8 protein-coding genes are annotated in these 13,936 nt (G+C 55.2%); 7 read left to right on the plus strand and 1 reads right to left on the minus strand.

From position 1 onward, the window contains the following. Positions 1–80 precede the first annotated feature (80 nt). Positions 81–944 (plus strand): acyl-CoA desaturase, encoded by an 864-nt coding sequence (locus tag SynBIOSU31_RS13920; RefSeq protein ID WP_370593721.1) that lies wholly within the window; start codon positions 81–83, stop codon positions 942–944. On the opposite strand, the gene SynBIOSU31_RS13925 is transcribed toward SynBIOSU31_RS13920, so the two are convergent. Beyond that, positions 932–1,657 carry a hypothetical protein gene (locus tag SynBIOSU31_RS13925; protein WP_186490972.1) on the minus strand — a complete coding sequence of 242 codons (726 nt, stop codon included), beginning with the start codon at positions 1,655–1,657 and terminating at the stop codon, positions 932–934. The two genes, SynBIOSU31_RS13920 and SynBIOSU31_RS13925, sit on opposite strands and share 13 nt — an antisense overlap. Before the next feature lie 166 nt (positions 1,658–1,823). Here SynBIOSU31_RS13925 and SynBIOSU31_RS13930 point away from each other — a divergent pair, with 166 nt between their 5' ends. The 6 genes from SynBIOSU31_RS13930 to SynBIOSU31_RS13955 all read left to right on the plus strand — a co-directional run bounded on the left by SynBIOSU31_RS13930 (position 1,824) and on the right by SynBIOSU31_RS13955 (position 13,838). Continuing rightward, positions 1,824–2,645: an acyl-CoA desaturase gene (locus SynBIOSU31_RS13930; RefSeq protein WP_370593636.1), complete on the plus strand. Its 822-nt coding sequence runs from the start codon at positions 1,824–1,826 to the stop codon at positions 2,643–2,645. Positions 2,646–2,687: 42 nt separating this feature from the next. Continuing rightward, positions 2,688–3,146, plus strand: coding sequence for a 50S ribosomal protein L9 (gene rplI / locus SynBIOSU31_RS13935; protein WP_186490976.1), 459 nt, complete (start codon positions 2,688–2,690; stop codon positions 3,144–3,146). A 75-nt stretch (positions 3,147–3,221) separates the two neighbouring features. Next, positions 3,222–4,640, plus strand: coding sequence for a replicative DNA helicase (gene dnaB, locus SynBIOSU31_RS13940; RefSeq protein WP_186490978.1), 1,419 nt, complete (start codon positions 3,222–3,224; stop codon positions 4,638–4,640). Positions 4,641–4,648: 8 nt separating this feature from the next. Then, a complete protein-coding gene (locus SynBIOSU31_RS13945) occupies positions 4,649–4,891 on the plus strand; it encodes a hypothetical protein (RefSeq protein WP_186490979.1) in 243 nt (80 codons plus the stop codon). Between the two features lie 13 nt (positions 4,892–4,904). Then, on the plus strand, positions 4,905–5,897 hold the full coding sequence (locus tag SynBIOSU31_RS13950; protein WP_255477272.1) for an AraC family transcriptional regulator: 993 nt from the start codon (positions 4,905–4,907) through the stop codon (positions 5,895–5,897). A 171-nt stretch (positions 5,898–6,068) separates the two neighbouring features. After that, positions 6,069–13,838 (plus strand): VCBS domain-containing protein, encoded by a 7,770-nt coding sequence (locus tag SynBIOSU31_RS13955; protein WP_186490981.1) that lies wholly within the window; start codon positions 6,069–6,071, stop codon positions 13,836–13,838. Positions 13,839–13,936 lie beyond the last annotated feature (98 nt).

A 13,936-nucleotide genomic window follows, 5' to 3' on the forward strand; every position in this document is an offset into this window, starting at 1 on the left:
ACCGCAACAGAACTGGTTCAACGAGAAACTTCTTGGTTACTACCACTCCGGCAGCTACCACCTCAAACCGCGAATTGCGCATGCGTGCGGCGGTGATGGCGCCCCGTGAACGGCTACCGCGTAAACAGCGCAAATTCAAAGGTGGCACCACATCCTTCATGGTGGCCATGCACGTGCTTGCCACCATTGCTCTGCTGCCGAGGTTCTGGAGCATTCAGGGAGTTGTGGCCCTCGCCGTTCTCTACTGGGCCACGGTGCTCGGGGTGACGCTAGGCCTGCATCGGCTGGTGGCACACCGAAGTTTTGAGGTGCCCCGCTGGCTCGAACGGGTGCTGGTGATCATGGGCACCCTGGCCGCCCAAAGCGGTCCCATCGACTGGGTGGCCTTGCACCGACACCACCACAAATTCTCCGATCAATCCAATGATCATCACGATGCAGGCCGGGGCCTTTGGTGGAGCCACAGCGAATGGATGCTGCACGAAATCCCCGCTCTCGAGCACAAGGAGCGATTTGGCGGCGACCTGCTGAAAGATCCCTTCTATGTCTGGCTAGATCGCTGGTTCCTTGTGCTGCAGATTCCGCTCGGACTGGCGCTTTATTACTACGGCAATGCAGCCCAGATTCATGGAGGCGGTGTTGGCCTGGTGCTGTGGGCCATTCCTCTGCGTTTAGTGGTCGTCTATCACGTCACCTGGCTGGTGAATTCGGCAACACACGCCTTTGGTTATCGCAATTTCGACTGCCCTGATCTCTCACGCAATTGCTGGTGGGTGGCTGTTCTGTCGTTCGGAGAGGGTTGGCATAACAACCATCACGCCCATCCGGGCAGCGCCCGACATGGTCTGCGCTGGTTTGAGTTCGACATCACTTGGATGCACATTCGGATGCTGCAGAAGCTTGGATTAACCCGGCGCGTGCGTCAGGCGCGCTATCCCGGCTGAGCAGCCATTCGCAACTCGGCCAGAAACGCCTCAGCGCTCTGGCCCTTGCTGCCTTCAAGAGCCATGTGTGTGGCATGAAGATCGAGGAACTCACCGTCGAGCTCCTCGGCGCTGTATTCCCGCAAACCAGCCATCACTTCGGCAAAACGATCACGGCGCTGGTTTTTGGTGACCGGATAGGCCTCCATCACCTGATCACGACACTGGCGCCAGGCCAGACCACGGCAAAGACTGTCGGCGATCGCTGCACTCAAGGCAGCAGCTTCAGTTTGATCAATCCGCCAATCGAAGCCTGGCGGCAACGGTCCAAGGCCGACAAAGATTTCAAGCAGCTCTCCAGCACCGAGGGGCTCCCCATGGGCTGCGAGCAGGGGAACAGCACTGTCGCTCAGCACCCGCAGCAGGTCGGGGTGAACTTCCGCCAACTGATCGCGGATCGGATCCAGGCCCTGATGCAGCACCGCATTCGCCTGGCCGAGAGCGAGAAAAACCTCCGGCCCCGGAGACGAAAGCTTGCCGTTACGGAGATTGGAGATCTGGGAGTTGTGCACGCGGCCGAGGTCCAACGCATCGGCCAGAGCAGGCAACACCTTGTGCGACCAGCCGTTGCGCTCATGCCACACATGAATGAGATGGGCCATTGCCTGGCGCCCTTCCTCAAGACGCTGTCGGTAACCCTTGGTCACATGATCAGAACCGCTTGCCTTGTCCATTGCTTGATACGTATCCGTATCACGTGTAGTGTGCAGAGATAACCGGGATCAAGTCATGGCACCAAGCGCGATTAGAACGCCTTCGCCACCCAGTCGGAAATCAGTTTCGCATCGTGGTCCAAGGCTGGCAATCAAGACCTACCAGCGCCCCAGCAGCAAGGCGCCGATGTCTCCAAAAACCGAAAAAAGCTGGGTAACGATCGGATTCATGATCGTGATTCATGCCCTGGCGCTGCTGGCGCTCGCTCCTGGCTTCTGGAGTTGGGAGGCCGTCACCAGCCTGCTGGTGCTGTATTGGGTTACCGCCTGCCTGGGTGTGACCCTCGGTTACCACCGACTGCTCTCACACCGCTCCTTCAGAGTGCCGCTCTGGCTGGAGCGCTTCTTTGCCACCTGCGGCGCCCTGAGTTGCCAGCATGGACCCATCGACTGGGTGGGGCTGCATCGGCATCACCACAAGCATTCCGATACGGATGCGGATCATCACAACAGCCACCGAGGCTTCTGGTGGAGCCACATGGGCTGGATGTTCAATGCAATTCCGGCGATGAAGGACGTTCCCCGCATGGCAGGCGATCTCACCAAGGACCCCTACTACCGCTGGCTGAACAACTGGTTCCTGGTTCTGCAGCTGCCCTTAGCCGGCCTGCTGTTCTGGATCGGCAATGCAACAGGTGCCGGCGGCTGGGCCTTGGTGCTTTGGGGCATTCCCCTCCGTCTTGTCCTCGTCTATCACGTCACCTGGCTGGTGAATTCCGCCACCCACACCTGGGGCACCGTGGCCTTTGAAAGTGGCGACGCGTCCCGCAACAACAAGTGGGTTGCAGCACTGACCTTCGGCGAGGGCTGGCATAACAATCACCATGCCTTCCCCCATTCAGCGCGTCACGGCCTCCAAGCGGGTCAGATCGACCTCACCTGGGAGCACATCCGTCTGATGCGCGCCCTGGGCCTGGCCACCAAAATTCGCCTGCCCGTGAAGTCGTAAAGTGATCGACCGCTAATCAGACGTCGTCAGGATCGTTCTCCCATGGCCAAGCGCGTACAAGTCGTACTCAATGAGGACGTTCTCAGCCTCGGCCGGGATGGAGATTTGGTGGAGGTTGCGCCTGGATACGCCCGCAACTTCCTGCTGCCCTTCGGGAAAGCTGTGCCTGTCACCCCTGCGGTGATGAAGCAGGTGGAGCACCGCAGGGCCAAGGAGGTTGAGCGCCAGGCTGCTCTCAAAGAAGAAGCTGTTGCCTTCCGCACAGCCCTCGACACCATCGGCCGCTTCACGGTCAAGAAGCAAACCGGGGAGGACGACGTGCTGTTCGGCACCGTCACCAATGGTGATGTGGCCGAGGTGATTGAAGAGGCCACCAAGAAGGAAGTCGATCGCCGAGACATCAGCGTTCCCGACATCCATCGGACCGGCAGTTACAAGGTTCAGGTCAAGTTGCACAGCGAAGTGACCGCTGAAATCAACCTGGAAGTGGTCAGCTACTGAGCAACAACTAAAAATGACTCTGATGTCACCGACAAGGTGCGTCAGAGTGGTTCTTACTTCTGAGCAGCTGCCGCCATGGTGAGCGTTCCCGTATCCAGTCCCGGTGGCGAGTCCACCGAGGGGGAACGCCGTGGCTTCGGCAAAGGCCGCCGGCGTGAAGAGCCCAGCTTCGAGGCACTGCCCGATTCGATCCCACCTCAAAACCTGGAAGCGGAAGAGGCGGTGCTGGGAGGAATCCTGCTCGATCCAGACGCCATCGGTCGCGTCGCCGATGCGCTGCAACCAGAAGCCTTTTATCTCAATGCCCATCGCGAGATCTTCCGCACCGCGGTGATGCTCCATAGCCAGGGCAAACCAACCGATCTCACGGCAATGACCGCCTGGCTGGCGGACACCGGTGCACTCGAAAAGGTGGGGGGCAGCAGCAGGCTCGTGGAACTTGTGGAGCGCGTGGCCTCCACCGCCTCGATCGAGCAGGTGGCGCGCCTGGTGATGGATAAATATCTGCGCCGGCAACTGATCCGCTCAGGCAATGAAGTCATCCAACTGGGCTTCGATCAAGGGCTGCCGATGGAGCAGGTGCTCGACAAGGCCGAACAAACGATCTTCGCCATCAGCCAGGAAAAACCGTCCAAAGGACTAACGCCCACCGCCGAAATTCTCACCAGTACGTTCAACGAGATCGAGAGCCGCTCGCTGGGCACCTCGGTGGCAGGCATTCCGGTGAATTTCTACGACCTGGACGCCATGACCCAGGGCCTGCAGCGCAGTGATCTGATCATCGTGGCCGGACGCCCGGCCATGGGCAAAACCTCGATCGTGCTCAACCTGGCCAAGAACGTGGCCCAGTTGCACGATCTGCCCGTGTGCGTGTTCTCCCTGGAGATGAGCAAGGAGCAGCTCACCTACAGGCTGCTGTCAATGGAAGTGGGCATTGAAGCCGGCCGGCTACGCACGGGCCGCCTGCAACAGGAGGAATGGCCGCTGCTCGGCCAGGGCATCAACACGCTTGGCCAGCTGCCGATCTACATCGATGACAAACCCAATTCCGGTGTGCTTGAGATGCGCTCGCTCTGCCGGCGACTGATGGCCGAACAGGGCAAGGAGCTGGGGCTGATTGTGATCGACTACTTGCAGCTCATGGAAGGTTCCACCCCCGACAATCGCGTCCAAGAAATTTCTCGAATCACCAGGGCTCTCAAAGGTATGGCCAGAGAACTGAACGTACCGGTGATCGCCTTGTCACAGCTCAGCCGTGGCGTGGAATCGCGCACCAACAAACGCCCCATGCTCAGCGACCTGCGCGAATCGGGCTCCATTGAGCAAGACGCCGACCTTGTGCTGATGATCTATCGCGATGAGTACTACAACCCGGAAACCCCAGACCGGGGCATCACCGAAGTGATCGTGACCAAGCACCGCAACGGACCGGTGGGCACCGTGAAACTGCTGTTCGAGCCCCAGTTCACGCGCTTCCGCAACCTTGCCGCTTAAGCCTCAACATGTGGATTGGGCGCATCCTTCTGCTTGGTGTTGGCTCGTCCTACATCGCACGCTGGATCCTCAGTCCTCAGCGACATCGCAACTATGTGGCCGCTTGGCTCAAGGCACTGCACAAAACCACTGGTTGGCTGCCACGCGGTCGACACAAGCTTCGACGCCTCGGGCGACGAAGCTTCCGCGCCACGCTCAAAGCCACCAACCGAAGATCAATGAAATCAGCAGAGAGCCTGAGAGCGCGTTGAGGCCACAACCTTGATGAAGCGGTCTGAAAAAAGCTTGGTGAAGCGCCTGGATGCCCGGTTTCAGACTTGCGCGGAACTTCAGGAACTGTTTCGGCCACTCTCACCCGATCTGGTCGCCGTTCAGCTCAGCCCTGGTCCTCTGCATGGGCGCGTGCGCATTTTTGTGCTGGGAAGCTACCGCTTCAACGTGCTCGAAACCAGCCAAAGCCTCTTTCTCAGCGGAACTCGGCGGACCAAGCCATGCACGCTGGCGATTCCCTTGACGGACGCGATGGCGGATCAGCCTTATCGCGCCCAGGGCATTGCCATGCCTTGGGCCGGTTTGATGGGCTACAACCGGTCGCTGAGCGATTTCGATCTCAGAGTGCCTGCCCGGGCAGCACTGGCAACCGTGGTGATCGGAAAGGAAGCCTTGCTGGAACGCCACACACAGCAAGGAGGTGGGCCACTCATGCTGAAGCGCTGGGAAAGCACCAACCAGCTGGAAGTCCAGACAGACCTGCGTCTTCGGCTTCAGAAGCAACTCAACAACCTGGTGGAACGAAACCAGGACACCTGGAAACCGGAAGAGCCTGATCAACTGATCGAGACTTTGATTCGCTGCTTTGAAGCGCCAAAGAGTCAAACCATGCCCATAGCCAAACGGGAGACTCGCCACGAAGCAGCGATCGAATTGCTGCACTGGTGCGCAAAGAACACAAGCAAATCGCTGACCATGAATGAGCTCTCGGCCGAGCTGCATCAATCGCGGACATCGCTGTTCAAGGGATCCAGAGAGCACTTTGATTGCACGCCCTTACAACTGCATCGATCCATGCGCATGGACAAGGTTCGGCAACTGCTGCTGGGTCAAGGCCTTCGCCAGACAATCAAGCTGCAAGGGGTCGGAGCCATCGCATCTGCCATCGGATTCACCAGTCGTAGCCACTTCGCACGGCAATACCAGCAGCACTACGGGGAACGACCGCAAGACACGCTCAACCGGAACAGCAACACGCCTAACTGAAGAGAGTCCGGCAATGTCTCGCACTATCGGGCTCACACTGACGTTGGCAAATCTGGGAAATGTCCAAAAATTGGATGAGTGATTGCTGAGAGCCCCTCCCGATGTCAATACGACACGCCGAGCTGGCTGCGTTTGCTCTCAGATCCTTGACCCAGGGCTAAGGGGAATGCGGTGACCTCTTCAGCCCAGGAATCATTCAACGCGCCGACGCAGGAATCCACACAGGTTGGAGACCTGCAGGGGGATGGTTCGCAATGCTCAATGGACGACATATTCAATGCGTCTTCCTTGGAAGAAGCGAACCAGAAGAATCCAAACGAAACCAGTCGACTAGCAGAAACCCAGAATTCGCAGCAACCGATTCCAGAGGAACTGCCTCACTCCGGCGATGTCCTCCAGGAGAAGCAAGACGCAAGCCAAAAGCGTCCCGTTACCTCTGAATCTCTACAAGAGCTATGGCACCCACAACTTCAGGAGTGGGCAGAGCAAGGTGACTTACTTAATGCAGCCGTGCATGCGCTGCATCTCGATCCAAATCAACCACCGACAGAGCTCACAACTCTGGTGGAGCGACTGGTCGAGGGTGAAACCAGCGATCTTCCAAAGATTGAGTTGCTGCAACATACAGCAATGCCCGGTGCCGCCGGCGCCTATTCAGCCACAAAACAGACGATTTATCTCAACAGCGACTGGGCCAATACAACAAACCAATCAGAAATCGTCAAGGTACTAAGTGAAGAATTTGGTCACCATCTGGATTCAGTGGTGCATCCCCAAGACACCTCAGGCGACGAAGGAAAGATCTTCGCCGAGTTCCTAACAGGGGGACTCCATCAACATGACATCCATATTCATCAATCAGAAAAATGGCACATCAGTGATCAAGGCCAGATCAAAGTCAATGGTGAAGTCATTGATGTCGAATTCTCACAAACAAGCACTGCGCTTCAATGGATTCAAGTTGGCGATGAGATAGAAGGTCGCAAAAAACAAGCAAGATCTGGATACACCGTCAGCCTATCGAGCGACGGAAGCATTGTTGCCATTGGAAGCTGGAATGACCGCACGATTGGCAGTTCGCGAGGCAGCGTTGCTGTTTATCAGTTAGTTAACAATAGCTGGCAAGCGCTCGGCAATGTACTCAATGGAACTAACAACGGGGACCGCTTCGGAGCCCAAGTCAGTCTCTCAGCTGACGGATCAAGACTCGGCGTTGGCACCCCTCGAGATGATGATGGCGGAAAATGGGCTGGCAGCGTATCAATTTACGAGCTCCAAAGTGGTACCTGGACAAAGCTCGGCAGCAATATTGATGGCGTTAATGCAAATAATCGCGCAGGCGGATCCCTAGCCCTCTCGGGCGATGGCAGCACAGTCATCGTTGGAGCAGAGAGAGGACACACAAAACAAAAAGGATATGCCGGTGTCTACACATGGAATGGAACGACTTGGGGGCGTGTTGGCGCCCGCATAACAGGCACTCAGAAAAAAGAATATTCAGGCAAGTCAGTCGCGATCTCAGAAGATGGCAGCAGAGTTGCCGTTGGATCCTGGGCTTTCGATTCCAGCGGAAATGATCGTGGGCGCGTCAGGGTTTACGACAACGTTGGAGGCACCTGGACACTCAAATTCAACATTTTTGGCGAAAAAAAGAATGATTTCGCTTCATCTGTCTCTCTATCAGACAATGGCAATATCCTTGCTTTAGGCGCAGCTCAGAACGACGGAGGCGGCAACAATTCAGGCCATGCTCGTGTTTATGACATCAGTGGATCAAGAGAGAAGCAACTTGGCGATGACATCAATGGCACAACTGGTGGTCAACAACTTGGAGGCTCCGTCAGCTTATCCAGCAATGGGCAACGTTTAGCAGTTGGCGCCCAATATGCCGATGGTACCCACTCCAATTCAGGGCGAGTCACGATCTTTGACTACAACAGTAGTAGTGATTCATGGACAAAAGTTGGCTCCTACATCAAGGGCGTCGCCACTGGAGATCGAGCCAGTGCTGGCATAACCGGACTCAGCCTGAGCGGCGATGGAAAGACTGTTGCCATCGGGGCGCCATTCCATGATGGCGACACAAACGCGCTGAAAGACGCAGGCCACGTCAGGGTTTTTACAGCCAGTGGTCTCACCATTGCCCAGGCCAGCACTCCACTCGTCACAACAGAAGCCGGCTCCACTGCATCATTCACCGTCGTCCTCGACGCCAAACCCACAGACAACGTCACCGTCTCCATCACAGGCGACGACAGCACTGAACATTCACTCAGCGCCTCTTCGCTGACCTTCACCACCAGCAACTGGAATACAGCCCAGACCGTGACCGTCACAGGCGTTGACGACAGCCTCGACGATGGCGATATCACCACCACACTCACCGCCACCGCCTCCAACACCGGCGGTTATGCAGGCACTGAACAAGCCACCACCACTCTCAAGACATCCGACGACGACACCGCCGGCATCACCATTGCCCAGGCCAGCACTCCACTCGTCACAACAGAAGCCGGCTCCACTGCATCATTCACCGTCGTCCTCGACGCCAAACCCACAGACAACGTCACCGTCTCCATCACAGGCGACGACAGCACTGAACATTCACTCAGCGCCTCTTCGCTGACCTTCACCACCAGCAACTGGAATACAGCCCAGACCGTGACCGTCACAGGCGTTGACGACAGCCTCGACGATGGCGATATCACCACCACACTCACCGCCACCGCCTCCAACACCGGCGGTTATGCAGGCACTGAACAAGCCACCACCACTCTCAAGACATCCGACGACGACACCGCCGGCATCACCATTGCCCAGGCCAGCACTCCACTCGTCACAACAGAAGCCGGCTCCACCTCCACATTCACCGTCGTCCTCGACGCCAAACCCACAGACAACGTCACCGTCTCCATCACAGGCGACGACAGCACTGAACATTCACTCAGCGCCTCTTCGCTGACCTTCACCACCAGCAACTGGAATACAGCCCAGACCGTGACCGTCACAGGCGTTGACGACAGCCTCGACGATGGCGATATCACCACCACACTCACCGCCACCGCCTCCAACACCGGCGGTTATGCAGGCACTGAACAAGCCACCACCACTCTCAAGACATCCGACGACGACACCGCCGGCATCACCATTGCCCAGGCCAGCACTCCACTCGTCACAACAGAAGCCGGCTCCACTGCATCATTCACCGTCGTCCTCGACGCCAAACCCACAGACAACGTCACCGTCTCCATCACAGGCGACGACAGCACTGAACATTCACTCAGCGCCTCTTCGCTGACCTTCACCACCAGCAACTGGAATACAGCCCAGACCGTGACCGTCACAGGCGTTGACGACAGCCTCGACGATGGCGATATCACCACCACACTCACCGCCACCGCCTCCAACACCGGCGGTTATGCAGGCACTGAACAAGCCACCACCACTCTCAAGACATCCGACGACGACACCGCCGGCATCACCATTGCCCAGGCCAGCACTCCACTCGTCACAACAGAAGCCGGCTCCACTGCATCATTCACCGTCGTCCTCGACGCCAAACCCACAGACAACGTCACCGTCTCCATCACAGGCGACGACAGCACTGAACATTCACTCAGCGCCTCTTCGCTGACCTTCACCACCAGCAACTGGAATACAGCCCAGACCGTGACCGTCACAGGCGTTGACGACAGCCTCGACGATGGCGATATCACCACCACACTCACCGCCACCGCCTCCAACACCGGCGGTTATGCAGGCACTGAACAAGCCACCACCACTCTCAAGACATCCGACGACGACACCGCCGGCATCACCATTGCCCAGGCCAGCACTCCACTCGTCACAACAGAAGCCGGCTCCACTGCATCATTCACCGTCGTCCTCGACGCCAAACCCACAGACAACGTCACCGTCTCCATCACAGGCGACGACAGCACTGAACATTCACTCAGCGCCTCTTCGCTGACCTTCACCACCAGCAACTGGAATACAGCCCAGACCGTGACCGTCACAGGCGTTGACGACAGCCTCGACGATGGCGATATCACCACCACACTCACCGCCACCGCCTCCAACACCGGCGGTTATGCAGGCACTGAACAAGCCACCGCAACGCTCAAGACATCCGACGACGACACCGCCGGCATCACCATTGCCCAGACTGGCACCACCGACGGCTCCGGCAATCTGCTCACAACAGAAGCCGGCTCCACCTCCACATTCACCGTTGTTCTTAATAACAAGCCAACGGCTGATGTCACCGTCTCCCTCACTGGCGACGACAGCACTGAACATTCACTCAGCGCCTCATCGCTGACCTTCACCTCCAGCAACTGGAATACAGCCCAGACCGTGACCGTCACAGGCGTTGACGACAGCATCGTTGATGGCGACATCACCACCACACTCACCGCCACCGCCTCCAACACCGGCGGTTATGCAGGCACTGAACAAGCCACCACCACTCTCAAAACATCAGACAACGACAATCCACCTTCCATTGCGGATCGAAGTGATGATGTTCTGGAAAGCACCAGCAGTGGCACGGAGCTGCTGGACCTGGCAGATGCGAATTCAGGCAATGACACAGACCAAGATGGCGATGCCATTACCTATTCAATCAGTGACGGCAATGATGCCGACTTGTTTGCCATTGAAGCCTCAACAGGAAAGATCTCATTAGCCGCAGGACAATCACTGCATTATGAAACAAGTGATCTTCACACTCTGGAAATTACAGCAACTGACGGAGTTAAAACAACAACCGCTGATATCAGCATTAACGTTATAGATGTCAATAATGCACCGGTCGCAGACGCCGACACAGGGTCGGTCAATGAAAACGAAACGCTAAGCAAGGCTGCAACAGCTGGACTGATCCTTGATAACGACACCGATAGTGATGGAGACAGCCTGGTCATCAGCAACTTTCATGCTGGTGACTTAAGTGAGGCATTACCAAGGATTGGCCAATTCAACACGGCTCTTGATGGTGATTATGGGCAACTAAGCCTGCAGACTGATGGCTCATATAGCTACACCGCCAACAAAGCAGCTGCCGATGCACTTGCTGCTGGCGAGACGGGCATCGATATTTTTTCGTACAGAGTCAGCGACACCAAATTAACTGACAGGGCAGAACTTGCAATCACCGTCACAGGCGTCAACGACCAGCCCTTTCTCGTTGATGCGATTAAAACCAAAAAATATACCGAAGGACAGATTAATATTCCACTAATCATTGATGGCAGCCTCGACATCCGCGATGTCGATGACACTAATATTGAGAGTGCAACGGTCTCCATCTCATCCACCACTTTCGTCAGCACAGAAGACACACTTGCGTTCACCAGTGTCTATGGAATCAGTAGTAACTGGAATTCCACGTCAGGCGTATTAACTCTCAGCGGCTCAGCAACAAAAGCAAATTATATCAATGCCCTGCAAACAGTTACCTATACCAACACCAATACCTCTAATCCCGAAGCCGGCGCGAGAACGATCCAATGGTTGGTGAATGATGGAGCAGCAAACTCCACAGCCATTGAATCCAATATCATTGTTCTTGGTCAAAATGATGCGCCCGAAGCGAGCAATGACACAGCGAGTGTCGATGGTGGCTCAACAGTTACAACGCAAACGAATCTGCTAGCAAACGACACCGACCCTGAAGGCCATTCTCGGTCCATTACCTCCTTCAGAATCGGAAACGAGCAAGAGTCAAATGCCGGGTTTTCGCCAGGGGCAACCGTTACTGGATCATATGGAAAAATGACCATCCAATCGGATGGCACTTACAGCTATCAAGCCCAAGAGACAGCCGCCTACAAATTACTCGCGGGTGAGACGGCAACTGAAACGTATACATACACAATCACAGACAGTCAAACCGTCGACGAAGGAATTGATAGCGGTGAAATCACAATCACAATCACGGGAGTCAATGATTCGCCCACGGCAATTGATGACACTGCAAAAATTGACGAAGACAGCTCGAAACAATTTGAAGATCACCTGGGAATCTTAAAAAACGACACTGATATTGATGGAGATCAACTTTACATCAAAAGTGTTCGAGCAGGAGCCGAAACTAGTAGGAGAAGTTTAAATACAGGCACAGATGGCGTATCACAAAACAGCACATCAGAAACTGAAACCCAAAGCAACGAAACTGTATCAGAAACTCAAAGTGAAAGCTCAGATTCGGAATCCTCAAGTGAAAGCTCGGACACAGGAACTTCAAATGAAAGCTCAAAGTCGGAATCCTCAAGTGAAAGCTCGGACACAGGAACTTCAAATGAAAACTCAGATTCGGAATCCTCAAGTGAAAGCTCGGATACAGGAGCTTCAAGTGAAAGCTTAGACACTGAAATTCAAAGCAAAAAAATCGAATCCGGAAATCAAAGCTCCAGCGTCAATAGTCTCAGTACCGAGATTAAAGGCACCTATGGCAGCTTAACTGTCAATCCGAACGGCTCCTATCGCTACACCGCCAACCTGGCGGATGCACTGGACAGTGGTGACAAGGAGATCGACCGCTTCACATACACCCTCACCGATCTGAGCAGCGATGACAGCGCTGAAATGGCCATTGAAGTGACAGGCATCAACGATGCTCCCGTCTTGGCCGCCATTACGGGTGGAACGATTGCTGACCAAACCAATTCATCTTCCCTGGTCACCAGCAACATTTCAGGCCAACTGTCCGGTACCGATGCTGACGCCTCTGCAGTCTTGAGCTTTGGAATCACTGGCAACAGCAGCTCTACGTCATCAGGCAACTACGGCACATTGAGCCTCAATCGCTCGACCGGAGCCTACGAATACCTACCCACCACCGCTGTGATTGAAGCCCTCAATCAAGGTGACAGCGTTTCCGACTCCTTTGAGGTCTACGTCAGTGACGGCAGCCTCTCAGCAACCCAAACCTTTCAGGTCAACATCACTGGTGCCAATGACTCCAATGGAAGTAGCGGAGGTAGTGGAGCTGGCAGCACAGGCAGTGACAGTGGTAACAGCAACACTGATCGCTCTAACGCGACCCCCAGTGAACTGATCAAAAACACCGATGGCAGTGGCTTCCAAGTAACTGGAAGCAATGGTGTTTGGGTGCAACTAGAAGTGCTCAGAGCCAATGCCGACTGGCAGAACAGCCTGCAAATCGTGAACTCTGAAGGACATGCCATTGGCTCTATAGGTGCCACCAAAAATTCCACCAACATGGGGAGCAATGAGATCTTTCTAAGTGGAGGTAGCGAAATCAAATTTCATCAGTCAAGCAATCATCAAAAACTCAATCACTCACCAAAATTACAAATCAATTCAGAGCTTGACAACAGCTTTTCACTTCACCTTGAAGATAGTGATCAGCAAAATCCAGACTATGACGATCTATCGATCAAAATCACCAGCTCTCAACAGCCCAAGAATATCAACGCGTTCAAACTCTCCTCACAGCAGAATCGCATCAATGATCCGCTCTTGAAGATGACAGATCTCAATCCTGGCGGGACCAAGCTGCGCATCACATTAACCAGTGACTGTGGCGACACCAATCGGATTGCTTTTGTGAAACTCACCGCAAATGATCACGATGGATTCAGCGTTGGTGGAATTGCATCAACGGAGGAAAATACTTTTGAAGCCGCCGTTCGGGACAGCCTGATCAACCCGGGCGACACAGAGATTCTGATGCAAGGAAATAATGCAAGACAAATTGACTGGACATTCAATCAAAACGATGAAGGATTTTATGCTCCTGTCTTTATCAATCAGGAAACAGGCAATCTTGTCACCTACGGCGTCAACAATACGTTTAATGGAATGGGCTCGATCAAAAATTTAGGCGGCAACTTCTTCGGCTACGAAGACACACTCTCAGCTCAAGACTCCGACTGGGACTTCAACGACATGACCATGCTGGTGGAAATGATCTGAGGCGCTGGGGCCATTCCAGAGGTGGCACCGAATTCCAAACTCAGCAAGGAGCGATGCTTAGCGAACTGATCCACTCCCAAGACAGCGTTTCGCGTCAA

This window comes from Synechococcus sp. BIOS-U3-1, assembly GCF_014279975.1.
Taxonomy (GTDB): Bacteria; Cyanobacteriota; Cyanobacteriia; order PCC-6307; family Cyanobiaceae; genus Synechococcus_C.

Excerpts from the sequence above, each read along its gene's own strand:
- SynBIOSU31_RS13920 (WP_370593721.1), top strand. The coding sequence starts at position 81 with ATGCGTGCGGCGGTGATGGCGCCCCGTGAACGGCTACCGCGTAAACAG.
- SynBIOSU31_RS13925 (WP_186490972.1), bottom strand. The coding sequence starts at position 1,657 with ATGGACAAGGCAAGCGGTTCTGATCATGTGACCAAGGGTTACCGACAG.
- SynBIOSU31_RS13930 (WP_370593636.1), top strand. The coding sequence starts at position 1,824 with ATGTCTCCAAAAACCGAAAAAAGCTGGGTAACGATCGGATTCATGATC.
- rplI (WP_186490976.1), top strand. The coding sequence starts at position 2,688 with ATGGCCAAGCGCGTACAAGTCGTACTCAATGAGGACGTTCTCAGCCTC.
- dnaB (WP_186490978.1), top strand. The coding sequence starts at position 3,222 with ATGGTGAGCGTTCCCGTATCCAGTCCCGGTGGCGAGTCCACCGAGGGG.
- SynBIOSU31_RS13945 (WP_186490979.1), top strand. The coding sequence starts at position 4,649 with ATGTGGATTGGGCGCATCCTTCTGCTTGGTGTTGGCTCGTCCTACATC.
- SynBIOSU31_RS13950 (WP_255477272.1), top strand. The coding sequence starts at position 4,905 with ATGAAGCGGTCTGAAAAAAGCTTGGTGAAGCGCCTGGATGCCCGGTTT.